Raw genomic sequence first — 26392 nt, forward strand, 5'->3', positions numbered from 1 at the left:
TACAAGGGTTCTGGATAATCCATATTTAATTTCTGGAGATGTTTAATAACGGGGGTGCGATCGCCTCAGCTACCTACAATAGATTGAATTTCTATCAGTGGTTCAATCTCTGTTTCAACTTGAGCCTCGACAATTGACGTATAAATTGGAATATCAACTTGTATAGCTTCAAAGCTCATAACTAAAGAGTATGGAACGCTAGCTTCTGGATCGTTATTCCAACCTTCATGTCCAACTACCGCAATAGAAAATGCTTCCGTGAGTTCAAATGAATTTACAACAGCCCAATCCTTCTGAAGGGTTCCTGCACTTCTAGACACACCTTTAATTATTCCGTGATGATTTTGTTTGCCGAGCATCCATTTAAAAAGACCTTCTCCCTTCTCCGCATCTTCTGGAGCAACAAACTCTTCCAAAACTCTAGCCTTAAAAAGTTCTGGATCTTCTCCTTTTTTACTACATTCCCAATCAAGCCAAGTTGAAAGATATTTTCGGCGATTTCTACGGGTTCGACGTGGTTGGGCTTTGTATGATAAAGTAACCTCCAGAAGAATCTTAAATGCCTCTCCTTGAGAACGTAATTTTTCTGGCAGTTTTACTTGGTAAATATGAGCTTGTTTAGCTACAATACGGCGCTCTCCTGTTGTCATCAAAGTGATTCTATTGGGAGCATTACCCAAAGCACGATCAACATCAGGAAGACCATAACCAATTTGACGTAGGATGTGCAGTTTATCGCCACCATATCCCACTATCCATTCTGGCCATCTTGCTGATTGTACTATTAATGCACGGTAAAGAAGGCAACTTTCATTAGGTAACTCAGCAGCAAGACGTGCAGCAATATGGCTTACTTTGGGTACTGCAAAAGAAGTACCAACTTTATCAGCCCCAATCGCTGGGCCACCGTTCAAAGTTGATCTTACTAATTCGGGACAAACATCTTTAGGAAAAGTAATATTTGGTGGTAAACCTTCATCTATTACTAAATCTCCACCATACTCAACTACTTCCGGTTTAATCGTCTCCCAAATTCCTAATCCACAGCACGAAAAAGCGGAGGGTTTATCTTTCTGTGCAATCGAATAATAAGGTGGTGCATGATAAGAATTCAAAGCAATAGAGCCAACCGTTAAAGCTTGAAAACTTTGTGCAGGGTTAGCAATTCTGCATGAATCTTCTAATAGATAGTCTGGATATTGTCGATTTGCTGCTATATGTTCTCTCACAGATAATCTTGTAAAGCCAATTCTACTGTTGAGAGGTAAATTTCCTGCTGCAACAATAAAGAGAATATCCTTTTTTTGCCATGTTAAATTATCAATAGACGATGCCCAAGCACTCATATATCGGGTTAGGCAGGGAACAGAACCAGTAATAGAATGGTTAAAAATTCTAGTTCCTGTTTGTTCGTGATAAAATTCTACAATTTCACCCAGAAGATTCGCTGGAAATAGTTGTTTAGGTAGTTTGCAGTTAGCCTGAAGAACTCTGGCATTTTGAATCCAGCAAACAGCCTTTTCATTACCATTACGAGGTATAGTTCTTGGATAAAGGACTGCACCAGCGACACTTGTTCCATGTCCACCATTGCTAACATAGTCTGGAGTTTTATCAGTTTCTCGTGGAACCCAAGACCTTGAGTTTTTTGAATCAATTGCTGCTCTTAGCAGAGAATGTCTTTCTTGAATACCACTATCTATAACGCATACTTTAGGAGCATTTAATTCTGGCGATTCTAGTTGAAATGATGGAGAATCAGTATCAGATAGATCCTCTCGCTGAATAATTTCAGCAAACTCATCTGGCTCACTAACATCAAAAATGTAAGGGAAATTTTCAACTAAATCTTTTAGACCTTTACCTGAAATTTGAATTCGACATGAAAAACTGTCAGGCAAAGTAGCTGTACCAATCTCACCCCCATCATCTTGAAAACCTTTGCTAATTTTGCCTTTATAAAATTGAATAAACTCTTCAAATTCTTCTTGCCTTTCCCAGGATATCTCTTCCCATTCTTGCTCAGTTAGCTGACGTTTTTGAATCCATTTATTAACTCGCGTTGTAAATTTATCATTAGTTTCATTAGGTTGGGGTTTGGGATAATTAGGCAGCTTGGTTTTGGTTCCTACACAAGCAACACCTACATCAACAGTGTATATCTGCTCTTCTTTTATAGCAAGCCATTTCTCATATAATTCAGCGAATCAGTTTGGAGAAAGAATCAATTCTGGCTTTTTTTTACCGTCTATTACTTCCCAAATTTCAGCAACTCTATTACCACCATACTGCTCATTAATAAATTTTTCTATTTTTTTTTGTAATTCACTAAGTTCTAAATCTGCTGATGCACCGATAATATATCCATCTTCTGTATCAGCAATCAATTCAATGCCATATGCTTTCAACCCATCTGGATTAAAAGAATCAGGATCAATTTCTAAGATAATACGTCGAGATTTAAGTGGCGGCTTCTCTTCTTGCTCTCGTTCTTCTTGAGTTTCTTGCCATTCAAAGATCAAGGAGTCAACCGAACTTTTGAGTTTACTTCCATGTCCCTGGCGATTACCCAGATTAACGACTGTTATAGGATTATTTTTTCCTCCTCCTGATGGCGATGCAGCACGTCCTTCTGTTGTTAGCCTAAGCCGGATATGCGGAAAACCCTGAGAACTTTCAACCATTTATTTATCCAGACAGCAAAATTTAATACTAGGAAACTTTGATTTCTGCGATCGCTTCTTCTAAGTGTTCTTGAATCACTAGCTCCTCCCGCTCAAGGATTGCTCGTTTAGCTGCATCTTGTGCAACCCTCACAGCTTGAGCCGCAGAAAAATCTCTCATCTGCTCAATAATCCTTGGCCAGTTGATAGATCCCACTTCAATTGCAGATAGTGTTTCCTTTAGTATAAATTCTAGCTCTTGTTCTCCGGGTTTGGGTACTGCAATCAAATCATCAAATCTTCTCCAAAGGGCAGTATCTAGAGATTTATTTAGGTTCGTTGCTGCTACCAAAAGCCCAGAAGAGGGTTGATACTCATCCAAAATTTGAAGAAATGTATTGACTACTCGCTTAATTTCTCCTACTTCTTGAGAGTCTTCTCGTGTCTTAGCAATTGAGTCACATTCATCAAGAAACAATAAGCATGGATTTTTTGAAGCATCCTCAAATACAAGTCTCAAATTGCTTGCAGTTTCCCCTAAAAAAGACGACACCATTGCATCAAACCGAACTTTCAGCAGTGGTAATCCTGTATTCCAAGCTAAACGTTCTGCTCCTAGCGTCTTTCCACAGCCAGGAGGCCCATATAGAAGAATTTTTTGTCTGTAACGCAATCCATGATGAGCAAGCCTATCTCTTGCCGCATATTCACGTTCAATTCGGCAGAAACGTTTCTCAATTTTTTCTGGCAACACCATATGATGCCGCAAATGATCCCTTGGTATGATAGTTACTAAAGGAAGATTAAATCGCTTGCTAGTTGGTAATTCAGTTAATGTCTGTAAGTTTTCTGGTATTGAAGAAGCAGGTTTGCTGATGTTAGTAGGCTTCTCTTTCTGGCTTTTTTTAGTGATATTCTCTAACTGGTCAGCTAAGAGAGTATGCCCCTTAGTGCGTTCTTCCTCAATCACTAAATATGTCAGCTTGTCAATCGCCTCTTGATCTGAACTAGCGATCGCTCTAAAAAATCTCTTGAGAAGCTCTGCTTTCATACTGCCTCTCAGTATAAATAGTAATTTATGATTTTTATAGTACTATAGTACTATATCGTATAGTGCATTAAGAATTATAACGCGATCAGCTTGTCCATAATCATTATATTAAGTTATATAAACGAAAAATCATTTTTCTGCTTAGGAATTTAACATATCTAACCATAAGACATTGCTTTAAGGTCTATATCATCTTCCCCTTCAATCAATAACAAAGTCATCATATGTCCCTCAACAAACCCTGTTAATCTGAAATCAGACATAGCTTTTAGTTCCTTCATAGAAACTTTCTCTGAATAATATTTAAATATCATTTGAATTGCTTTATCTTTATCTAGATAATACTGATAGCTACTATCCTTTTGCATCAAATGTTCTACAATTTTTGTTATCCGAGCTAGAAGTACGTCTTTTTCCTCAGAAACTTCCTGCATAACTTTCTCCCAATTAGTAACTTATTACTCCAATTATAGTTAATCTTCCTTTACATAAAAAAAGGGTAGACTCTTTAGCCTACCCCACATAATTTCGAGAATATTCTGTTGCTATTAACCCAACAATTGTTTAGCCTTAGCTAACACATTATCAACGCTAAAGCCAAACTTCTCTAGACAAACATTGCCTGGAGCCGAAGCACCAAAGCGATCGATACTAACGCAATCGCCTTCAGTACCTACGTACTTGTGCCAACCGAAACTGCTAGCAGCTTCTACAGACAAACGCTTGGTGACAGCTTTCGGCAAAACTGACTCTTTATAAGCCGCATCCTGTGCTTCAAACAGTTCCCATGAAGGTAGCGAGACAACACGGACTTTCTTGCCTTCAGCCTTGAGTTTTTCGGCTGCGCCGACGGCGAGGCTCAATTCTGAACCAGTGCCAATCAAAATGATATCAGGTGTACCTTCGCTATCCACCACGGTGTATCCACCCTTCGCCACGCCCTCAACCGATGTACCTGCCAAGTTCGGGACATTTTGACGGGTAAATGCCAACAGAGACGGAGCGTTTTCCTTCGCCTTCTCGATCGCTATTTTATAAGCGCCAGAGGTTTCATTACCGTCTGCGGGACGAAACACCGTTAAATTAGGAATGGCTCGCAAGGAAGCCACAGTTTCAATGGGTTGGTGCGTGGGGCCATCTTCACCTTGTCCAATGGAATCATGAGTCATCACCCAAATCACGCCAGCTTGGGAAAGCGCGGATAAGCGGATGGCAGCACGCATATAATCTGTGAATATCAAAAAGGTAGCACCGTAGGGAATCAATCCCGAAGCGTGTAGCGCTATCCCATTACAGATTGCGCCCATTGCATGTTCCCGTACACCAAAGTGGATGTTGGGGTTTTCGTAGTGCCCTTTTTGAAAGTCGCCTTTGCCCTTGACTTCAGTAAGGTTGGAGTGGGTCAAGTCAGCCGAACCACCAATCAATTCAGGTAAAACTGCCGCTAGTTTGTTGAGGCAATTTTCTGAGTGTTTGCGGGTGGGCAGTCCTTTGTCTTCTGGGGTGTAGGTGGGTAGTACTTTATCCCAACCATCGGGTAGTTTGCTGCTTATGTAGCGTTCAAAGTCAGCTGCTTCTTGGGCATACTTAGCTTTGTAGTCTGCAAAAGTCTTGTTCCATTCGTCTTCGTAACCTGCGCCACGTTCCACAGCTTTGCGGGTGTGGTTGAGGGCTTCTTCTGGGACTACAAAAGGCTCGTATTCCCAACCCAAGTTTTTCCGAGTCAATGCTATTTCGTCTCCGCCAAGGGCAGCGCCGTGAACACCAGCAGTGTTTGCTTTATTGGGGGAACCGTAACCAATAATGGTTGTTACCTTGATGAAAGAAGGCTTATCAGTAACAGCTTTGGCTGCTTCAATTGCTTTGGCGATCGCTTCTAGGTCTGTGTTGCCGTCTTCGACGTGTTGGACGTGCCAACCGTAAGCTTCAAAGCGCTTAGAAACATCTTCGGTGAATGCCACATCAGTGGAACCGTCGATGGAGATGTGGTTGTCGTCGTACAGAGCGATGAGTTTGCCTAATCCCAAGTGTCCTGCAAAAGAACAAGCTTCACCAGAAATTCCTTCCATGTTGCAACCGTCACCTACAATCACGTAGGTGTAATGGTCAACAATCTTGCTATCGGGTTTGTTAAATTTAGCCGCTAGGTGGGCTTCGGCGATCGCTAAACCGACTCCATTGGCAATTCCTTGACCTAGCGGGCCAGTGGTGACTTCCACGCCAGGGGTCATGAAGTTTTCCGGGTGTCCAGGGGTTTTTGACTCCCATTGACGGAATTGCTTGATATCTTCAATGCTGACGCTATCGTAGCCTGTCAAGTAAAGCAGCGCGTACTGCAACATCGAGCCATGACCGGCAGATAAGACAAAGCGATCGCGGTTAAACCATTTGGGATTCTTGGGATTAAACTTCAAAAAGCGATCCCAGAGGACAAAAGCCATCGGAGCCGCACCCATTGGTAGTCCTGGGTGTCCCGATTTTGCTTTTTCTACGGCATCAATAGCCAAGAAGCGGATCGAGTTAATAGCCAGTTCTTCGACGGACAATTGTTTGGCGGATTGGGTTGCAACAGTCATAATCTCTTGTTTTTAACGACGGGTTAGCACTCTTCGTAGCTTCTCTTGCTGGGGTTATTTTAGATTCCCCACAGTATCCTCATCATCCCACTCCCGCTTGTCGATGGACAAGCGGGATCTCCTGAGTTTCTGGTGATAAATCAAGCTGATAATTGGGTCATGCTGAACGCTTACTTTATATCGGAATGATATTTTTGATACTTTGGGCATGAGGGAGGCAGTGCGGTCTTGGGGTTTCCCCAAGTGGAGCAACTGCCGTCATCGGGCATCCCTTCCGCTTCGCTCAGGGCAAGTGGGCATGCGGGAGGCAGCATTGGGCAAAGGAGCAGAGTCGGATCAAACTACTGAATTCTGAATTCTGACTCCTGCCTCCTGACTTCTTTTAAACGTATTTCTTAAAGGCCAGTGTGACATTATGACCGCCAAACCCAAAGGAATTGGATATTGCCACCTCAACTTTTTGAGCACGGCTAGAGTTAGGCACGTAATCTAAGTCACACTCAGGATCGGGATTTTCCAGATTAATTGTCGGTGGAATTTGGTCATTAGCGATCGCTAGTACTGTTGCCACTGCTTCAATACCTCCAGAACCGCCCAATAAATGACCTGTCATCGATTTAGTGGAGCTAATTGCCACCTTATAGGCATATTCTCCCAAGGCTTTTTTGATGGCTGAGGTTTCAGTTGAATCATTAGCTGGGGTGCTAGTGCCGTGGGCGTTAATATAGCTAATTTGTTCGGGAGTTATACTGGCATCTTTGAGAGCCAGTTCGATTGCTCTAGCGGCTCCAAGTCCACCAGGTACGGGGGAGGTGATATGGTAAGCATCACAGGTCATGCCATAACCAATCATTTCCGCATAAATGTGAGCGCCGCGACTGATGGCGTGTTGCAGTTCTTCTAGAATTAAAATTCCTGAACCTTCACCCAAAACAAATCCGTTGCGATCGCGGTCAAAAGGACGGCAAGCATGAGCTGGGTCATCATTGCTAAAAGAGAGTGCCTTGCAGGCGGCGAACCCAGCTATCGACAATGGTGTGACAGCTGACTCCGTTCCCCCGCAAATCATCGCCTGGGCATATCCCCCTTGAATTAAGCGAAAAGCATCTCCAATGGCGTTAGAGCCAGCGGCACAGGCAGTTACAGGACAGGAGTTTGGCCCTTTAGCACCCGTGTGAATTGCCGTTAATCCTGCGGCCATATTGGCGATCATCATCGGGATCATGAATGGACTACAGCGATCGGGGCCACGGTTGAGGTAGATAGTTTGTTGGTCTTCTAATACCTTAATGCCACCAACGCCAGAACCGATCATCACACCTACCTGTTCTGCATTCAGGTCATTGATCTCTAACTCCGCGTTAGATAAAGCCTGTTTTGCTGCCGCAACCCCAAATTGGGAAAATCGATCCATGCGCTTGGCCTCTTTACGCTCCAAGTAATCATGCGGATCGAAGTTTTTCACCTCACCAGCAATCCGGCAATCATGGCGAGACGGATCAAATAATGTGATGTAGTCAATGCCATTGCGTCCACTCAATAATCCATTCCAATATTCTGTTGCTGTGTTACCTATAGGTGTAATCGCGCCAACACCAGTTACAACAACGCGTTTACGTGTATGATCTGTCATGATTCAGTTAAAAATGGCGAAAAAACGAAAGTCGGGGCGCCGGCTTCCGGCGATCTGTTAGCACAGCGCTAGCGACGCAGGAGCGTCACTTTTCAAGAAGCAGCAGACAAAAAATTTGAGGTTAGCGACTAGGTACTGGTGAGCCAGCGCGGTCTTAAAGGTTTCCTTTACGAACGACTGGCATCGGATTTGCTGACTTCAATGTGACTGTCGTTAACGTCAGCATTAGCAACATTAGCAGCGTCACGCGAAGGGTGGCTAGATATCAGAGAAAAATCTCCCCAATCCCAATCCCCAATTCCAATCCCCAATTCCAATCCCCAGTTAAGCTGAGGCGGTAACTTTGTTATTGATATAATCTACTGCGTCTTGAACCGATGTAATCTGCTCGGCAGCTTCGTCGGGAATTTCGATATCAAATTCTTCTTCCAAGGCCATCACCAACTCAACGGTATCGAGGGAATCTGCTCCCAGGTCTTCCATAAACTTGGCTTGTGGTGTGACTTTATCTGGGGGATCAACACTCAGTTGTTCGATGACGATTTTCTTGACCTTTTCAAAAAGTTCCGCTTGGCTCATAAATAAAAGTCCTTAACCACTTGCTACGATCTGCTCTTTAGACGAGACATTGTTTTGAGCATATACATCTTATCGTCAAGCGCGATCGCCCGCATACTTCCAAGAGTTTTTCTGTTAGAAAACCTCTCCCATTCCTAAAATAAATCGGGTAAGTTTTCTCGGAACACTTGAGCAGTGGAGCGTGCTACGCCATCGCCGATCCTGTGTAAATGCTTTGGTTTTCCAATTATTGCTAAAATTTTTTACAATGTCTCGATCGGTATTTACAGCCTTGCTAGCAATTAAGAATATGTAGATGCTGCGACCCTTTAATCTAGACGCTTAAAGGGTCGCTAAACGTCAAACATCATAACTTTGGTGCTAACAAGGAATGATAAAACAGTTATTGTTTAGAGCGATCGCTCTAACCCAAACATACTTCTATGCTATCTCAGACACTCAAATACGCTTACTTTCCCGGTTGTGTTGCCCAAGGGGCCTGTCGGGAACTTTACCAGTCAACTCAAGCGCTTACCCAAGCACTGGGCATTGAATTGGTTGAACTTAAAAAAGCTGCCTGCTGTGGTTCTGGCACATTTAAAGAAGATTCTCTACTGCTGGAAGATACAGTCAACGCCAGAAATATTGCTTTAGCAGAAGAATTAAATCTACCCTTACTTACCCATTGCAGCACTTGTCAAGGTGTTATCGGTCACGTTAACGAACACCTGAAAGAATGTAAGACTTCTAACCCTGCCTACATTGAACAGGTTAATGGCTTGCTGCACAAAGAAGGTTGTTCACCTTATCGCGGCAGTACCGACGTAAAACATCTTCTCTACGCCTTGGTAACAGATTACGGTTTAGAGGAAATTACCAAACGTGTCACCCGGAAGTTAACTGGATTAAAATGTGCGGCTTTTTATGGCTGCTATCTCCTCCGCGCTCAAAAATCTATGCCTTATGACGACCCCTTCCAACCGGAAGCGATGGAAAATATGTTTCGGGCAGTGGGTGCAACACCAATTTATTATCGAGGACGGACACAATGTTGTGGTTGGCCGCTTGCTAGCTATGCCACTACCCAATCTTTTAAGATGGCGGGGATGCATATTCAGGACGCTTTGACATCTGGCGCTGACTGTATAGTTACACCTTGTCCTTTGTGCCACTTAAATTTAGATTCGCGTCAGCCAGAGGTAGAAAAGGTTATTGAACAGAAGCTAGGTTTACCAGTGTTGCATTTACCCCAGTTGATTGCTTTGGCACTTGGAGTTAGTCCAAAAGAACTGGGTTTAGACCGTCACGTTGTTTCCACAAAGCCAGTGTTGGAAAAATTAGGATTTTAGTTTATGGAGTACAAGGGGCTTAAGTCCCTTGTCTGGTTCATTGATTAGACTTGAAGTATGGCGATACCAAACTGATCGCAAAGGCAAGTTTAAGCTGTCGAAGACCGAATTTCATTTCTCAAAGTTTTATCTATTTTTACTTTATCAAAATGCCTGTTTACTTTCTCAAAATACTTAAATGCTTTCTCAAAAGCTCATTTGACTTACTTAAAAAGTGATTTGACTTACTCATTTTAGTCTTTTCTGCAAGTAAAAGGTCATTCGACTTACTCAAAAGGTGATTTGACTTACTCATTTTGGTGTTTTCCGCAAGTAAAAGTTCATTTGACTTACTCAAAAGGTGATTTGACTTACTCATTTTGGTGTTTTCCGCAAGCAAAAGGTCATTTGACTTACTAATTCGAGTAATTTGAGTAATTCGCGCAATCATAAATGTGATCGCTAATTTTCCCGGTTAGGAATGTATTTGCCACATTCAAATCAAATTCATTTAAACCTTCACCAGACCCCCACCACATCTGTACTCAGATTGGTGGTGGGAGAAATAGAGGTTTAGATGAAGTTAATCATTGCTATTTTTGAATTTACGTTGCAATTGTTTTAATGATTGATACATATCTGGCAGGCGACCATAAACAGCACATACCTTGAGATATAGTTTGTAAGGTAGGGCTGGAGTTCCGCAGACAATTTCTCCTGGTGCAACATCGTTGTGAATTCCAGTTTGAGCAGATGTCATTGACCCATCTCCCATCTTCACTTGATTGACTATTCCTGTTTGTCCAGCTAAAATCACGCGATTTCCCAGTTGAACACCTCCCGCCATACCAACCTGACCAGCGATCGCACAGCCAGAACCGATTTTGCAACCGTGACCTATTTGCACTAAGCTATCAATTACTGTATTGCGACCTACCCGTGTTTCTCCGACGGCTGGGCGGTCAATGCCACTGTTGCAACCAACTTCCACGCCATCTTCTAAAACTGTATAGCCAGATTGTTCCATTTTGAACCAACCACTTCGGGTAGGAACAAAACCAAAGCCTTCTGCACCAATGACAGCACCACTGTGAATGACGCAATCTGCACCGATGTGGGTGCGTTCGTGGATGGTACAGTTAGCGTGTAAGGTGGTGCGATCGCCTATTTTGACATCTGGATAAATTACTACATTGGGATGAATGATTGCGCCATCGCCAATTTCTACCCCGTGTTGAATCACAGCATGGGGGCCAATATAAACATCACTACCAACTTTTGCGGTGGAGTGAATCACAGCGGTGGGATGAATTTCTGATCTGGGGCGATATGGTTGATAAAAAAGTGCGATCGCTTTGGCAAACAACAGTCGCGGATCTGGGGTTGCTATCCAGACAATACCTCTCTCTTGTGCAACCACCTGTAATTTTTCATCTTGGGGCAAAATTAAAGCACTAGCATTGGTATTGCCGACAAAAGATCCAAATTTTGGCCCTTCTACATAGCTGAGAGTACCAGTCATAGCTTCATCAATAGCTGCCATTCCTGTAATTTCTGGGTCATAGTCTGGGTTAATAGTGAGGCTATGATTAGTAACAGCTTCACCAAATTGGCGGATAATTTCGCTAAATTTCATTGTTGGGTGTGTTTAAAATTGATCTACAATCGCAAGATAATTTTCCCTCTTTATGCTCCAATACAATAATTTTGTAGACGCGTAGCGGTGAGGCAATCAGATCCGTTCCTAAATTCACTTCCGGTTGGATTACTTTACTGACATTCTTCTGTTGATGGCTCTCGTGAGCTTACTTTCACCGAATCTTGTCTCAATAGCGTCTTGAGGCGTTGATTATCTTCGGTGGCGATCGTTTCACCATAATGATGAAGTTGAAAAAGTTGGCAATAACGGTTTTGTTTGGCACAAATCAAGCAGCCATAGGCATGATTGCCGTTAGTACCGCATAGCCGATGTCCCATCACCGGGCCGAGAGAAATATTTTGCTCGCTAGCAACAGTGCTGAGAATTGAGCGCAGTTTTGACTCGAACTCCAATGACAAGTATTGCTTACGTCCTGGTTGTGTACGATCCCATTCTGGAACGATTAATTCCTGTTTTAACAGACTCGCTTCAATCTCTTCAGACATCACAAGCCCAGACAGAATAACGTGACGGGAAACATGGGGCAATAGTGTCCGTGCTAATTGCCACATTAAAGCTTCATCAAACCACTCTTCAACCAGTGGACGCAGATACCAACAACAGGGAATGCCAAGGTTTACTAAATCTTGCAGCAACTGTACCCGGCTCTGAATTGAGGCTTGCTCATAGCCTGGTTTCAAGGGTGGTAGACTAACAAAGACAGTGACTCGAAGTGAATGAGGCCGCTCTAAAGTTGTTTTGAGACGCTCTAGAAAAGATTGACCAGGATGGACTTTAGTGGTGATGTAGACGATGTTGGCAGCTTTCCGGTCAATAAGTGCATCCAGAATTGATAGTACGCGTTCTCGATGGACTGGAATAAAAGGGTCAGAGTAATCGCATAGTGAAATCGGAAAACCCTTTTGTCCCTCCTGGGTAGCAAAAATGTAGTCTAGCAAAAAATCGAGCAGGTCAACTGGATCTGAGACATCCTGAAAATTTTCTGGATAATGATGCCATTCACGGTCTTGATGACAGACACAATAGGCACATTCAATCGGGCAACGATTCTGGGCGTTTGGCAGAAATGGATTGAGGCTAAAGTATTTTACAGCACGCTCCTCATCAGGAATACCAAGCACTGGAAAGCCATGCAGCATATACTGGCTTCCCTGCAACATAATTTCAGACGCAGCATTTTTATCAGTATTCATATATGTTTTATGAAAAAAGTAATACACTCAGAAAATTTGCCTTCTCTAGGGTGGCTGCTATGAATGTAGAGTGGCAAGGTGGGAAATGCTGGAGGATTAGTGTGAATTTTGATAAGTAAATATAGTTAAGTAGCGATCGCTTCCTAAAGAACTGGTAAATGGGTTCGGGTTAACACGGAGAAAAATCTCCGCGTCTTTGTGTCACTCCAAATCCATCAATTTTGGATCGGCGGACTATTCGTGGCTAGTCGCCATTGCTACGCCTGCTAAATACCCTGTTGTCCAAGCACTTTGGAAGTTAAACCCACCGGTAACACCATCAATATCTAAGATTTCTCCGGCAAAATAAAGACCAGGAACTAACCGACTTTCCATCGTCTTAAAGTTGACTTCTTTGAGCTTGACACCGCCACAGGTAACAAATTCTTCTTTGAAGGCTCCTTTGCCATTGATTAAATATTGTCCTTGAGTAAGTTCTTGCACCAGTTGATTTAAGGTTTTACTAGATATTTCTGCCCAACGATCGTCAGTAGTAATGCCTACACGGGCAATGATATATTGCCAGAGACGATGGGGTAGGTCAACGCCGCGATGCAAGGCGATCGCTTTCTTTCCCCATTCATCCTTAACTGCTAAAACTTTTTCTCGCACTTGTTCTTGGTGCAAATCAGGCAGCCAATTAATCAATAATGTGGCTTGGTAGCGGCTTTCGTGCAGAACTCTTGCACCCCAAGCCGAAAGCTTCAAAACAGCCGGGCCACTCAAACCCCAGTGGGTAATTAGCAATGGCCCAGTTTGTTGTAATTGGGATTTTCCGCCCGCAGATAACCGCAATTGAGCAGGGTTAACGCTAACTCCAGCCAATTCCCGCAATTTTTGATCGACAATGTTGAAGGTAAATAACGAGGGTACTGGCGGTTCAATTTCATGACCTAACTCTCGGACAATTTTATAACCCGCAAGGCTGCTACCGGTCGCCAGAAGTAGGCGATCGCATTTAATCGTCTCTCCCGACTTCAGAAGAATATCAAACCCACCCTCTGCTGCGGTTCGTTTCACCGAAGTTACATGCGTACCGATACGAAGTTTTACCCCAGATGTCGCCACCGCTTTAATCAGAGATTCCACAATGGTTTCTGAAGTATTGGTGACAGGAAACATCCGGCCATCAGCTTCCGTTTTGAGATAGACTCCACCAGCAGCAAACCAAGCTACTGTGTCTTGAGGCCCAAACCGAGTCAAAGCACCCCTTAAAGCTTTTGCACCTCTGGGGTAATTTTGCACTAACTCCTCAGCATCAAAGCAAGCATGAGTTACGTTGCAGCGTCCGCCACCAGAAACTAACACTTTCGCTAGAGGTTGACGACTAGCTTCGAGTAAAGTAACTTGGGCATTAGGATTGGCTTTAGCACAAGCGATCGCGCCAAAAAATCCTGCTGCTCCACCTCCAATAACTACAATTTGTAACGGTAGCAAGTTTTAAAATTTTTTAATAGCACGTACTTTACTAGGCTAGCGGTTATCTTCACTCTTCAACTAGTTCAAATTGGTCTTTTGTGACACCGCAAACTGGACATGACCAATCATCTGGTATATTTTCAAAAACTGTTCCCGGTGCTATATCGCTATCTGGATCGCCTACTTCTGGATCATATTCATAGCCGCAAACAGTACATACATACTTTGCCATATTCGTTTCCTTTAGTAAATTGGTGGCATTGCTTTCTTATTAAATACTTTTGGCAGTGTGTCAAAATAGGCACGCTACAATTCTTAAACGAAACTATGGCATGAAAATCAAACCGCTTTGCAAAGTTATTATTAGTCCAAGAGAAACCACGCCCCTTGTGAGCGTAGTTTGAATTAGTCCGATATCATTATTTTTTTCACCTACAAGAAGCGAGGTATGTACCAAAAACTCTTGTATCTTAGACTAATAACCAATGACCAATGACCAATGACAAATGACTAAAAACGCCACCATGTCCTTTGGGCATAACTAATAATCGCGATCGCGATCGCCCCAAGTAGCAGTAGCCAAATAATTCCACCTGGGATAAAAGTGAGAATACCAATACCTCTGAGTACCCAGACGGCAACGCTAATGCCGAGAAGTATACCAAAAATCTGGATTAATCTACGATTGAAAGAAGATTGACTCACCTAATTTTCCTCTCAACTCAACAGACATTACACTTGATATTGATAATTAAAATATGAAGTTACGATGAAGTTGCAGTTTCATCATAAATACCACGTAAAAACTTAGAGATACTATCCAAACGTTAGAGTAAGGTACTTGATGTTAAATCGTGTTTGTGCCATTCTAGCTGTTAATAACGCAGTTTTTCATCTACAAGTATTACTTTGACAAAACTCACTGGAGTATTAATTATGTTAATTGTGATAAGAAACACAGTTTTTACAGTAAAGTAACTGAAATGATTAGTAAAAAATCATCCTTTCCGTAAAAGATAAGTATTAGACTGGAACTAATTTAATGGGTTGGATCTAAATCAAGTTTTATGGCTTGTAGTTTCAACTTTATTTAGGTGGATGAGTTGAGGAGTAACTTAATCATTATGTCTACGTCTTATATATCAGATTCAATTATTGCAGGTTCAGATATGGCTTGGAGTCAAGACAAGCAAAAGTTGCTGGTACAGGGTGAAATTTTGGTAGAAACGCGATCGCACAAGATGTCGGGTGGTTCAGTCACAGCCTGGATGTATTTGCCGATGGTGCGATCGCACGTTTGGCAGCAATTAACTGATTATCCCCGCTGGGTACAATATTTTCCCGATATCACCAAGAGTGAGATAGTACATAAAGGTGAAGTCAAACGTCTGTATCAAGCAGCACAAAAAGCCTTCTTCTTTTTTACGGCTCAAGTGGAAATTTACCTCAATGTTGTAGAAGTGCTGGGGCAGCAAATCCAATTTCGCATGGTAAAAGGGACTTTTGAGGATTTTGTCGCCAATTTAGAACTAAAAGATTGTGGTAATGGCACAATACTTGCTTATACTGTGCAAGCGACACCTCTAATTCCAATTCCATCTATTTTTATTCAACAAGCGATGAATTTAGAGTTGCCTGCAAATATGCGTAAAATGCGACAAGTTATGTGTAAGACTCAATAAAAAATTCAGGCGTTGCTGATTTGAAGGATAAATTTGGTGGCTACGCGAACAAAACGCTCTGGAAGAGACGCTGCGCGTAGCTTGCTTTTTTGCAGGAATAAACGGACAATTCTGAATTCTGCTGTATATGCCGTCCCACTACCACTTCTTATTTACTATTTAAATACGAAATCGATTTCATGAATCGATTCCTAATGGATTGAGGTAATCGTTGCGGATACTTATAAAAATAGAAAATTCTTAATGTAATAAAAATCATGATTCGATTCAAATATATCTCCCATTGCTCAATTAATGGGAGTGTTTTAGCATACTCCTTAAACAACTGTTGAATGCGCGTTTCATTTGTTCCATTTATAGAATCATCAAAAGTTTTTGTTCCTGGATAATATCTAAAATTCCCCCAAATTTCATTAAAATATTTAACATAAGCTACTTTAACTGCTTTCAGTAAAAAATCTATATCCATTACATAATGCTCTTCAAGTTTGTAGACTCCAATTTGTTGATGCAAGGATTTGTGGTAGAAGTAAGCCGATGGATTCACAGGAAAAGTAACATCAATCATGCCATCATCATTAATTTGCTTTTCCATCAATAAATCAACTGGTCGTAGTCGTTTAGGTTTATTAATCTGAATTAAGCTATTTCGATGATCCCACATATTACAATTGCCAACAATCAAGCTAGGTTCTGGTAGAGTTTTAAATAGTTCCGAAATACGAGTAAGAACCTTTGGCTCATAGAAATCATCAACGTTTAAAATACCTATAATCGCTCCTCGCGCCATAGCAATTCCTTTATTCATCGCATCTGATTGTCCTTGATCTTTTTCAGAAATCCAGCGGATGTGGGAATATTGATTGGCGTAATATTTGATAATATCTATTGTTTTGTCAGTTGAGCCACCATCGACAATAATATGCTCAACTTCTGCAAAATTTTGGTTAATGACATTTTGAAGGCAAGATTCTATAAATTTCTCACCGTTATAAACTGGTGTAATTACACTAATCATTAGTTATTACCTTGTAAAAAAGACTGAGGACTGGGAAAGAGTTTTCCTAATTTTAAATTTTTTTATGAATATAATTTAGGATTCCCACTTTCTCCCTAAAACAATCAAAAACCCGCTTTCTGTGAGAAAACGGGTTTTTGTGTGTGATTTATCAGGTGTAATTATCCGATAAAGACTTCAACTGGTAAACGGCTAAAAGACAACCTTTCATTTTGTACATCAACAAAGATGGTGTTACCGTCGTTAAATTCGCCGCGCAAGATAAATTTAGCAATTTGAGTTTCTAACTCTCGCTGAATCGCCCGCTTCAGTGGACGTGCCCCATACACTGGGTCGTACCCTACTTCTGCTAAAAAGTCAAGGGCAGCATCCGAGAGTTTCAGAGATATTTTGCGATCGCCCAGTCTTTGACGCAATCTTTCCACTTGCAATAGCACAATTTGCCGCAATTCCTTCTTATCCAAACCGTGGAAGATGATGATTTCGTCAATCCGGTTCAGGAACTCTGGACGGAAGCTATTTCGCATCGCTTCCATGACTCGACGCTGCATTTCGTCGTAGTGGGCGTTATCCCCGGCGATATCAAGAATGTACTGCGAACCGATATTGCTGGTCATGATGATAATAGCGTTCTTGAAATCCACCTTATGACCTTGGGCATCAGTGACGCGTCCATCATCCAGAATTTGCAAGAAGATATTGAAGACATCGGGGTGTGCTTTCTCGATTTCGTCGAAGAGAATCACTGAGTAAGGACGGCGACGAATCGCTTCTGTAAGTTGTCCGCCTTCTTCATAACCCACGTATCCTGGAGGCGCACCGATTAAGCGAGAGACGGCGTGTTTCTCCATGTACTCCGACATATCGATTCGCACCAGCGCATCTTCACTGTCAAACATATATGCCGCCAGTGCTTTCGCCAATTCGGTTTTACCCACACCCGTAGGCCCAAGGAAGATAAAGCTAGCAATGGGACGATTGGGATCGGCTAATCCAGCCCGCGATCGCTGAATTGCATCCGCTACAGCTGTGACTGCTTCTTCTTGTCCAACTACCCGGCGGTGCAGTTCATCTTCTAAATGCAGCAGTTTTTCTTTCTCCGATTCCACCAACTTGCTAATAGGAATTCCTGTCCATTTAGAAATAATTTCGGCAATATCGGCTTCTGTGACTTCTTCGCGTAATAGTGATTTTCCACTTCTTTGAGTACTTGCCAATTCAGCTTCTATTGCTTCCAATTGACGATGCAAACTGGTTAAATTACCGTATTTCAATTCAGCAGCGCGGTTAAGGTCGTAATCGCGTTCTGCTTGTTGAATCTCTAAGTTGACCCGTTCAATCTCTTTTTTAACAGACTGAATTTTGTCAATGATATCTTTTTCAGACTGCCATTGAGTATTCAGAGTTTTTTGTTCTTCTTTGAGATCGGCAATTTCTTTTTCCAATCTTCCTAGACGTTCGCGAGAAGCGGCATCGCTTTCTTTTTGCAGCGAAAGCTTCTCCATTTCCAATTGCAGAATTTTGCGATCGATTTCGTCGAGTTCTTCTGGTTTGGAGGTAATCTCCATTTTTAATCTCGCGGCGGCTTCATCTACTAAGTCAATTGCTTTATCAGGGAGGAAGCGATCGCTAATATATCGACTCGACAATACGGCGGCAGCAACTAAAGCACTATCAGAAATCTTCACCCCGTGGTGGTTTTCATAGCGTTCTCTCAACCCGCGCAAAATCGAAATACTATCTTCTACACTGGGCTGATCGACATAAACTTGCTGGAAACGTCTTTCTAGTGCGGCATCTTTTTCGATATGTTTGCGGTATTCATCTAGGGTTGTCGCCCCAATACAGCGCAATTCGCCCCGCGCCAACATTGGTTTTAACAAGTTACTAGCATCCATCGCGCCTTGGGTTGCACCAGCGCCGACAACAGTGTGAATTTCATCAATAAATAAAACAATTTTGCCGGTAGATTCAGTAACTTCTTTTAATACTGCTTTTAGACGTTCTTCAAATTCACCCCGAAATTTTGCCCCTGCAATCAAAGCACCCATATCTAAAGCAATTAGCTTGCAGTCTTTGAGGGATTGAGGTACATCACCTGCGATAATGCGCTGTGCTAATCCTTCGGCGATCGCAGTTTTACCAACACCTGGTTCACCAATTAGCACAGGATTATTCTTGGTGCGGCGAGAGAGAATTTGCACAGTGCGACGAATTTCATCATCTCGCCCAATGACTGGATCGAGTTGACCTTTACGCGCAGCTTCGGTGAGGTCACGCCCGTATTTTTCCAGTGCTTCGTATTTGCCTTCTGGATTTTGGTCAGTCACTTTTTGGCTCCCACGAACTTGTTTAATAATATTTTTGAGCTTGCCTTCGTCTAAACCGAATTCTTGGAATAAAGCTTTGCCAAAGCGATCATCTTTAGCGTAAGCCAGCAATAAGTGTTCAATTGAAATATATTCGTCTTGAAACTCTTTGCGATATCCGTCTGCTCGATCAAGAAGTGTATCTAAGCTGCGTCCTAAGTATACTGAGGTACTATTACCAGATACTTTCGGCTGACGTTGAAAAAATTGCTCAGTGCGATCGCGCAGTTTTTGGAGGTTAACACCTGCCTTGGTGAGAATCCCTGTTGCTAGACCATCTTGTTCTAGCAGCGCTTTCATCAGATGTTCGCTTTCAATTTGCTGTTGTTGATATTGTTTAACAATATCCGGGGTATGGGCGATCGCTTCCCAGGCTTTTTCTGTAAATTGGTTAGGATTAGTAGGTTGCATAGGCTTTTTCAGGAATGAACCATATTAGACATTGTAAAAGCGCAAAGCACTGCTGACCTCAGACTACGGTGGCTTTTCGTAGATTAGACTCCAAGGAAAGGAAAATTTTTGTTCTCATATCGTTATTGTAAGAAGATGAGGGCGATCGCCTAGATCGGTGTTCACGTCTTGTAAAAGTGGTATTTTCCCGTAGTTCCCATTTCTTATTTGTCATTCTCACTCATTGCACTTAAGGCGATACCTGAAGTTGCATCAAATCAAAATGATAGTCATAAAAATAGGAAACGGAACGATAGTTATTAAATTTTCTACTTCGATATGCTGTAGTTAAGCTTGCAATCGCTCATGATATTGGTCGTCTATTTTGTTACTGCCGTGCTGTACGATTACGAAAACAAATCCAAGCGAATCCATAGTTGGCGGGCTACCACTTGAGAAGCACTGTTCATCTCCAAATATTCTATGGTGACTTTTCCAGGCAAGTAATGCAATACGCTTGGGTTAAGGCTAAAAACTAAAAATATGTTGGTCGTCTGAAATAATTAAAGCGATTATACCTCTGATATAGTGCCTTTTAGGTTGGAATGCAATGGCTAATTATCAGTAGGTGCGATGGAGTTTTGGACTGATTTAATTCATGAGTTCATACGTTTAAAGCCTGGTAAACTACCCTATTTTCATCAGGGTTTACGCGCTATATTTTTTATCCAGTCTGCTTTCTAGTACAGGTCGGCATAAATAAACAGACCATTTTAAATCACTGAAAAGCCTATTATGATAAGCTTTTTGACTTTTGACTTTTGACTTTTGACTTCCGCCTTGCGGTACTAGCCTCTTTGTCACCTCCAGGCAGAGCATATACGTACAGCAATTTAAATTTTGTGTTAATTACTACTGAACGGTAGAAAAATTCTACTTCGTTAGACATAGTATTGATAGCATTAGTTACTGAGCATTGGAATGATTTAATTTTTTTGATCAAAAAAATTATTATTAATTTTATACATTTTATACAAATTATACGCTATTAAAACATTGATTGAAACATGAGCTTTAACAACACGATGTTATAGTAAAAATTGTTAATAAAAATTATACTTATTAAGCCAAATAAAAGGTTTATCTTGGCGATGTGGTCATGAAAGCTAGTGGCTTTAATATATTAGTTGCTGCAATCAAAGCTGCTATACAAATCCGATTTGATTACTGAACTTAGTTGCGTGGTGCGCGTTCGCTTTGGCGCAGCCTCTCGTAGAGAAGCGTCTCGCACAGAAGCGCAGCGCCAGCGCGATAGGGAGGGAACTCTTAACTCGAAAGAAGGGAATTCATGTGTACCTAGCTTCGCAAGAATTAAATATAAGTCCTATGAGAGAGTTAGATACTTTGAAAGGTAATAGCACGTTCGCCGTTTTTGTGCCTAGTGATGAGACGTTTATTGAACTTCAAGGCAGCACACAATAGATTCACTACTTAAAGACATTTAAAAGCTTAAGAAAATCTCAATTTTGAAACTCTGATGCATATAAATAATAGATTTCCTACTCATCCTTCATTTCTACAAGGGCTACGAGTACTCCTTGTAGATAATGATGTCAATTTCTGCAATTCGTTCACGCCGATGTTGCAATCCTATGGTGTGAGCGTGCAAGCGGCATTTTTAGGAGAGCAAGCTCTGAAAATCTTTATGGAATGGCAACCTGATGTCCTCTTAAATAGTATTTCCTCGCCAAAGGAGGATGGCTATGCTCTGATTCACCAAGTGAGAACACTTACGGGAGAACGAGGCAAAGTAGTGCCAGCGATCGCTCTGACAGGCGCTGTAACTGAAGATATGTATCAACGTGCTCTTTTAGCTGGGTTTAGTTTATGCTTTGCTAAACCGATAGTTGTTGACGATTTCGTTTCTGTGCTTGGCATTTTAGCACTTGCAAATAATCCTCATTTACGCTCATGCTAAATAGTTCTAATTAATGTCTTATATCTAGTAGTCTAAGTTTTGAGAAGTAATGATCTGGGTCATTTATTGGTGGGGATAATTCTTTTTCAAATGCTACTAATCAACTTGATAAACGATAGAATTAATCTCAGGAGTTATCAAATATATCTTTTAACTCAATTAGTTTTGCTTTTGAGTGGCGGAATTATTGGTATTGGATTTATTCTAGCTTCTTATTTCTTGGCAGTGACTTGGGTTTAGAAAACTTAAATGGTTGATAGTTTATATTTTGGGAATATAGGACTCCTGTTTGATTGCGTGAAAAAAATCGGTATAACTCGAAAAGGCTGATTCCCTACTCCCTACTCCCTACTCCCTGCCTATCGCGCTGGCGCTGCGCTTCTGTGCGAGACGCTTCTCTACGAGAGGCTGCGCCAACGCGAACGCGCACCACCCAAAGCAGCCTTAATTTATTTAATTTATACTCAAACTATTATTAAATACAAGGTAAGTAAGTAAACTGAACTTAAAATATAAACCTTAGCTGCCAAACCATTGCAGTGCAAAACTTCATCCTATGACATCGGATCAATCCTCTGAGCAACCTGTATCTGAATCTACCGCTAATGAAGCGTTCGACATAGAGCAGCAAGACATGGCAAAAGCTTTATTTCCCATCGTTGGCATTGCCGCCTCTGCGGGTGGATTAGAGGCATTTACGCAGGTACTCAGGCATTTGCTTACTGATACAGGGATGGCATTTGTACTGATTCAACACTTAGATCCTAACCACAAGAGTCTGTTGAGCGAGATTCTGGCAAGAACAACTAAAATGCCTGTCAGGGAAGTGCAATCCGGGGTGACTGTAGAACCAAACCAAGTCTACATTATTCCGCCTAACACTAAGATGATCTTGTCTGGTGGGGTGTTGCAACTCACGCCGCGAGAGAAAGTTCAGGGTAAATATATGCCTGGTGATGCGTTCTTTACTTCATTGGCAGCAGATCGAGGGCACAAAGCGATCGCAGTGGTTTTATCTGGGGCGGATGGAGACGGTTCACTGGGGCTAAAGGCAATCAAGGAAGCTGGAGGGGTGACTTTTGCTCAGTGTGAAGACACGGCCAAATTCGATAGTATGCCCAATACTGCTGTTGCCACAGGGAATGTCGATTTTGTGCTGCCGCCTCAAAAAATTGCCGAGGAACTGGTAAACCTCAGTCGCAATCCTTTTATTTCTAACTTATTGCCACCGATCGCGATTGAGAAGTTGCCCGAACAGGGGGATGCCCTGGCGACTATATTTGTGTTGTTGCGATCGGCAACTGGCGTTGACTTTAGCCACTACAAGCCCAACACCCTCGATCGCCGAATCCAGCGCCGAATGCTGTTGTATAAACTAGAACGCTTGGAGGATTATGCCGAGTATTTGCAAGAGAATCCGGGTGAAGTCAAAGCGCTCTATGAAGAAATTCTGATCCACGTCACCTATTTTTTCCGCGACCCTGAAGCATTTCAACTCTTGAAAGAGCGAGTTTTTCCCACTATCATCCAAAATAAGTCGGCATTGCCATTTCGGATTTGGGTCTCTGGGTGTTCCACGGGCGAAGAAGTGTATTCGATCGCCATCTGCTTGCTAGAGTTTTTGTCGGATAAAGTCACCCCACCGCCGATCCAGATTTTTGCCACAGACATCAGCGAGATAGCGATTGACAAAGCAAGATCAGGCATTTATGTAGAGAATCAAATGATGGAAGTCTCACCAGAGCGCCGCCGCAGATTCTTTAATGCCCTTGAAGGCGGTGGGTATCAAATTAGTAAAACTGTGCGCGAACTGTGTGTGTTTGCCCGACAAGACTTGGGTAGCGACCCCCCTTTTTCCAACTTAGATTTAATTAGCTGCCGGAATGTATTGATTTACTTGGACGAAACGTTGCAAAAACGGATACTGCCCATCTTCCATTACAGTCTCAACCCGACTGGCTTTTTACTGCTAGGAACTTCAGAAAGCACAGGTAAATATTCGGAGTTATTTACTCCCATTGACAAAAAGTATAAAATTTATGCCAAGAAGCTAACTGCAAATCGTCCAATTCTATCGTTCGTTACCAGCAATTATCCGATGGTAAAAGTGGATGAACCCAAGCTCACCAATGAGAATTCATCAGATGAGTTTGATTTAGAGAGAAAAACTGACCAACTGATCTTGAATCGCTATGCCCCAGTGGGTGTAGTAATCAACAACAAGATGGAGGTGCTGCAACTTCGGGGAGAAATCGATCTCTACCTAAAACTTGCACCTGGAAAACCGAGTCTCAACTTATTTAAAATGGTGCGCCAAGGCTTGCTCGGAGAGCTACGCGCTACAGTTTATCAGGCACAACGGCAAAAAATTCTAGTTAAAAAGCAAGGATTACGAATTGAAGAGGGCGATCTTTCAAGAATCATCAATCTTGAGGTGATTCCATTCAAGCCTTCGACCAACGAAGAATTCTACTTTTTGGTTTTATTTGAAGAAGCCCCACCCACAGTTAACAATCTCAGCACGGTAAATCCTGAGAGCCAAGAGCAGCCAGACTTAGAGCGAGAGATTGTTCGGCTAAAGCAAGAAATAGCAAACGCCAATCAAGAGAGGGCCGCAACTCAAGAATATCTGCAAGCGGTGATCCAAGAGCAGGAACACATCAATCAAGACCTGAAAGTTGCTAATGAAGAAATCCTCTCCAGCAATGAAGAGTTGCAAAGCACCAATGAAGAGCTAGAAACTGCTAAAGAAGAGATTCAGGCAACCAACGAAGAACTTAACACAACTAATGAAGAACTTCGCTCTCGAAATCTGGAATTACACCAACTTAACAACGATCTGACGAATTTGCTTGCCAGTATCAATATTCCTATTTTGATATTGACTTCGGACTTACGGGTTCGACGTTTTACGCCAATGGCACAACGGCTTTTCAATTTAATTCCCGCCGATGCTGGACGACCTTTGAGCGATATCAGAGCCAATCTGAATATTCCTGACTTAGAACCTCTAATTTTGGAGGTACTTGACACACTCAGCATCAAAGAATTAGAAGTCCAAACTCTAGGGGGACATTGGTACAACCTCCGCATCCGTCCTTATCGCACCACAGAAAACCAGATTGACGGTGTAGTGTTGGTGTTAACAGATATTGATGTTCTCAAACGCACTGCTACAACCTTAGAACAAGCCCGGAATTACGCTGAAGCAATTGTGGAGACGGTACAAGTGCCGTTAATCGTGCTTGATTCTGATTTCCGGGTGAACAAAGCCAATCGCTCGTTTTATGAAACATTTCAGGTTTCACCATCAGAGACAACGCAATCTCTGATTTTTCAACTAGGGAATGGTCAGTGGAACCTACCTGGACTACAACAGATCCTAGAAGACATTCTCGCCAACGATACCACTATTCAAAACTTAGAGGTAGAGCATCGTTTTGAGCAGATTGGGCAGAAAACCATGCTGCTCAATGGTTGGAAAATTATTCAACAGGGAGAGTCTCAAAGGATTTTGCTGGCGATTGAAGATATTAGCGATCGCAAACAGTTTGAGTTAGAGCGATTGCATATAATAGCACAGGAGCAGTCAGCCCGTCAAGAGGCGGAAACTGCCAACCAAGCTAAAAATGAATTCCTATCGAACCTCTCCCATGAACTTCGTAACCCGCTCAATACTATACTCGGCTGGGCGCAACTTTTCCACACCCGCGATTTAGATTCTTCAGCAGTCACTCGTGCCTGGGAAGTGGTGGAGCGGAGTGCTAAAGTACAAGCTCAGTTAATCGATGATATGCTGGATGTCTCACGGATTACGAGCGGAAAGCTTCATTTAAACACTCGTCTAATCGATCTAGTTTCAGTAGTGGATGCCGCGATTGAGTCTATGGAATTTTCCGCAGAGGCAAAAAACATTCAAATTATTTCACAGCTGAACTCGGCGACAGTTGTCGGAGATTTTGACCGTTTACAGCAAGTTCTGTGGAATTTACTTTCTAACGCGATTAAGTTCACTCCAGCCGATGGACGAGTGGGAATTATCCTCGAAGCTGTATATAGTCACGCTGAAATTCGAGTCAGCGACACAGGAATTGGCATCCCGGCAGACTTGCTGCCATATATTTTTGAGCGCTTCCGCCAAGGAGATTCCAGCAGCAGCAAAACGAGTCAGGGACTTGGATTGGGCTTGTCAATCGTCCGTCATCTTGTCGAACTTCACGGTGGAACAGTTCAAGCGCAAAGTCCAGGCGAGGGACAAGGAACCACAATCATCATCAGGCTGCCTCTGCGCTCAATACCACCGGAAATTACACCGCCAACTTATTTAGAGCCGAGCCTTTTATCAGAGACTCCAGATATATTAGATGGTAAAAATCCATCCCTTACCCTTGAAGGGTTATGCATCTTGGCTGTAGACGATCAAGCGGATAACCGTGACTTAATCAAGTGGATGTTAGAAGACTTCGGGGCTGAAGTAGTGGTTGTGACATCGGCAAGGGAAGCGATCGCTGCTCTAACTGAATCTCCTGGCAGATACGATCTGCTTCTAGCAGATATTGGGATGCCAGAGGAGGATGGTTTCTCCCTGATTCGTCAGGTTAGAGAGCTTGAGGCTGAAGCTGGGGGACAAATTCCAGCAGCAGCAATCACTGCCTATGCTAGCGAACAAGAGCAGCAAAAGGTGATTGATGCTGGTTTCCAAATGCATCTAGCTAAACCCATTGAACTGACTAAATTGGTATTGATGATTACAAATTTGAGTGGACTCCGAGTCAGATGAATGAGCGCTGTTTTTGTCCTTGATTAAAACCAGACATCTGTTAGTTATTTCTAAT

19 protein-coding genes are annotated in these 26392 nt (G+C 42.4%); 4 read left to right on the forward strand and 15 right to left on the reverse strand.

The genetic code is table 11. From position 1 onward, the window contains the following. Positions 1–65: 65 nt before the first annotated feature. The 8 genes from NLP_RS11210 to acpP form a co-directional block, all read right to left on the reverse strand. The gene (locus NLP_RS11210; RefSeq protein ID WP_199784798.1) at positions 66–1901 is read right to left on the reverse strand and encodes a S8 family peptidase; all 1836 of its coding nucleotides are present in this window, start codon (positions 1899–1901) and stop codon (positions 66–68) included. Positions 1902–2207: 306 nt separating this feature from the next. Beyond that, positions 2208–2684: a hypothetical protein gene (locus NLP_RS34075; protein ID WP_199784799.1), complete on the reverse strand. Its 477-nt coding sequence runs from the start codon at positions 2682–2684 to the stop codon at positions 2208–2210. A 28-nt stretch (positions 2685–2712) separates the two neighbouring features. Next, entirely contained in the window at positions 2713–3714 is a 1002-nt protein-coding gene (locus NLP_RS11215; protein ID WP_104906471.1) for an ATP-binding protein, read from the reverse strand. Between the two features lie 158 nt (positions 3715–3872). Beyond that, positions 3873–4148 carry a hypothetical protein gene (locus tag NLP_RS11220; protein WP_104906472.1) on the reverse strand — a complete coding sequence of 92 codons (276 nt, stop codon included), beginning with the start codon at positions 4146–4148 and terminating at the stop codon, positions 3873–3875. Positions 4149–4262: 114 nt separating this feature from the next. After that, complete coding sequence (gene tkt, locus NLP_RS11225) at positions 4263–6290, reverse strand: transketolase (RefSeq protein WP_104906473.1); 2028 nt, start codon at positions 6288–6290, stop codon at positions 4263–4265. Positions 6291–6672: 382 nt separating this feature from the next. Further along, a complete protein-coding gene (gene fabF / locus NLP_RS11230; protein ID WP_104906474.1) occupies positions 6673–7923 on the reverse strand; it encodes a beta-ketoacyl-ACP synthase II in 1251 nt (416 codons plus the stop codon). Between the two features lie 167 nt (positions 7924–8090). Then, the gene (locus tag NLP_RS33005; protein WP_158680340.1) at positions 8091–8234 is read right to left on the reverse strand and encodes a hypothetical protein; all 144 of its coding nucleotides are present in this window, start codon (positions 8232–8234) and stop codon (positions 8091–8093) included. 13 nt (positions 8235–8247) lie between these two features. Further along, a complete protein-coding gene (gene acpP / locus NLP_RS11235; RefSeq protein WP_094349173.1) occupies positions 8248–8502 on the reverse strand; it encodes an acyl carrier protein in 255 nt (84 codons plus the stop codon). A gap of 422 nt (positions 8503–8924) precedes the next feature. Between acpP and NLP_RS11240 the strand changes: the two genes are divergently transcribed. Next, positions 8925–9830: a CoB--CoM heterodisulfide reductase iron-sulfur subunit B family protein gene (locus tag NLP_RS11240; protein ID WP_104906475.1), complete on the forward strand. Its 906-nt coding sequence runs from the start codon at positions 8925–8927 to the stop codon at positions 9828–9830. Between the two features lie 562 nt (positions 9831–10392). On the opposite strand, the gene lpxD is transcribed toward NLP_RS11240, so the two are convergent. From lpxD to NLP_RS11270, 5 genes are all read right to left on the reverse strand, one after another. Next, the gene (lpxD, locus tag NLP_RS11250; protein ID WP_104906477.1) at positions 10393–11445 is read right to left on the reverse strand and encodes a UDP-3-O-(3-hydroxymyristoyl)glucosamine N-acyltransferase; all 1053 of its coding nucleotides are present in this window, start codon (positions 11443–11445) and stop codon (positions 10393–10395) included. 134 nt (positions 11446–11579) lie between these two features. Beyond that, positions 11580–12662, reverse strand: coding sequence for a hypothetical protein (locus NLP_RS11255; protein ID WP_104906478.1), 1083 nt, complete (start codon positions 12660–12662; stop codon positions 11580–11582). A 234-nt stretch (positions 12663–12896) separates the two neighbouring features. Further along, positions 12897–14138: an NAD(P)/FAD-dependent oxidoreductase gene (locus NLP_RS11260; RefSeq protein WP_104906479.1), complete on the reverse strand. Its 1242-nt coding sequence runs from the start codon at positions 14136–14138 to the stop codon at positions 12897–12899. 49 nt (positions 14139–14187) lie between these two features. After that, the gene (gene rd / locus NLP_RS11265; RefSeq protein ID WP_104906480.1) at positions 14188–14352 is read right to left on the reverse strand and encodes a rubredoxin; all 165 of its coding nucleotides are present in this window, start codon (positions 14350–14352) and stop codon (positions 14188–14190) included. 278 nt (positions 14353–14630) lie between these two features. Then, on the reverse strand, positions 14631–14825 hold the full coding sequence (locus NLP_RS11270; RefSeq protein WP_104906481.1) for a hypothetical protein: 195 nt from the start codon (positions 14823–14825) through the stop codon (positions 14631–14633). Positions 14826–15244: 419 nt separating this feature from the next. Here NLP_RS11270 and NLP_RS11275 point away from each other — a divergent pair, with 419 nt between their 5' ends. Then, complete coding sequence (locus tag NLP_RS11275; RefSeq protein WP_104906482.1) at positions 15245–15802, forward strand: SRPBCC family protein; 558 nt, start codon at positions 15245–15247, stop codon at positions 15800–15802. A gap of 148 nt (positions 15803–15950) precedes the next feature. Here the strand turns inward: NLP_RS11275 and NLP_RS11280 are convergent, their stop codons facing one another. After that, positions 15951–16820, reverse strand: coding sequence for a glycosyltransferase family 2 protein (locus NLP_RS11280; RefSeq protein ID WP_104906483.1), 870 nt, complete (start codon positions 16818–16820; stop codon positions 15951–15953). 161 nt (positions 16821–16981) lie between these two features. Continuing rightward, complete coding sequence (gene clpB / locus NLP_RS11285; protein ID WP_104906484.1) at positions 16982–19600, reverse strand: ATP-dependent chaperone ClpB; 2619 nt, start codon at positions 19598–19600, stop codon at positions 16982–16984. Between the two features lie 1516 nt (positions 19601–21116). Between clpB and NLP_RS11300 the strand changes: the two genes are divergently transcribed. Both NLP_RS11300 and NLP_RS11305 read left to right on the forward strand, forming a co-directional pair. Then, entirely contained in the window at positions 21117–21557 is a 441-nt protein-coding gene (locus tag NLP_RS11300) for a response regulator (protein ID WP_104906486.1), read from the forward strand. Between the two features lie 556 nt (positions 21558–22113). Beyond that, on the forward strand, positions 22114–26337 hold the full coding sequence (locus NLP_RS11305) for a chemotaxis protein CheB (RefSeq protein WP_104906487.1): 4224 nt from the start codon (positions 22114–22116) through the stop codon (positions 26335–26337). The last annotated feature ends 55 nt before the right edge of the window (positions 26338–26392 follow it).

Source organism: Nostoc sp. 'Lobaria pulmonaria (5183) cyanobiont' (assembly GCF_002949795.1).
Lineage (GTDB): Bacteria > Cyanobacteriota > Cyanobacteriia > Cyanobacteriales > Nostocaceae > Nostoc.

Coding starts and splice junctions, on each gene's coding strand:
- NLP_RS34075 (WP_199784799.1), bottom strand. CDS start 2,684: ATGGTTGAAAGTTCTCAGGGTTTTCCGCATATCCGGCTTAGGCTAACA.
- NLP_RS11305 (WP_104906487.1), top strand. CDS start 22,114: ATGACATCGGATCAATCCTCTGAGCAACCTGTATCTGAATCTACCGCT.
- NLP_RS11300 (WP_104906486.1), top strand. CDS start 21,117: ATGCATATAAATAATAGATTTCCTACTCATCCTTCATTTCTACAAGGG.
- NLP_RS11280 (WP_104906483.1), bottom strand. CDS start 16,820: ATGATTAGTGTAATTACACCAGTTTATAACGGTGAGAAATTTATAGAA.
- tkt (WP_104906473.1), bottom strand. CDS start 6,290: ATGACTGTTGCAACCCAATCCGCCAAACAATTGTCCGTCGAAGAACTG.
- NLP_RS11255 (WP_104906478.1), bottom strand. CDS start 12,662: ATGAATACTGATAAAAATGCTGCGTCTGAAATTATGTTGCAGGGAAGC.
- fabF (WP_104906474.1), bottom strand. CDS start 7,923: ATGACAGATCATACACGTAAACGCGTTGTTGTAACTGGTGTTGGCGCG.
- lpxD (WP_104906477.1), bottom strand. CDS start 11,445: ATGAAATTTAGCGAAATTATCCGCCAATTTGGTGAAGCTGTTACTAAT.
- clpB (WP_104906484.1), bottom strand. CDS start 19,600: ATGCAACCTACTAATCCTAACCAATTTACAGAAAAAGCCTGGGAAGCG.
- NLP_RS11220 (WP_104906472.1), bottom strand. CDS start 4,148: ATGCAGGAAGTTTCTGAGGAAAAAGACGTACTTCTAGCTCGGATAACA.
- rd (WP_104906480.1), bottom strand. CDS start 14,352: ATGGCAAAGTATGTATGTACTGTTTGCGGCTATGAATATGATCCAGAA.
- NLP_RS11215 (WP_104906471.1), bottom strand. CDS start 3,714: ATGAAAGCAGAGCTTCTCAAGAGATTTTTTAGAGCGATCGCTAGTTCA.
- acpP (WP_094349173.1), bottom strand. CDS start 8,502: ATGAGCCAAGCGGAACTTTTTGAAAAGGTCAAGAAAATCGTCATCGAA.
- NLP_RS11275 (WP_104906482.1), top strand. CDS start 15,245: ATGTCTACGTCTTATATATCAGATTCAATTATTGCAGGTTCAGATATG.
- NLP_RS11240 (WP_104906475.1), top strand. CDS start 8,925: ATGCTATCTCAGACACTCAAATACGCTTACTTTCCCGGTTGTGTTGCC.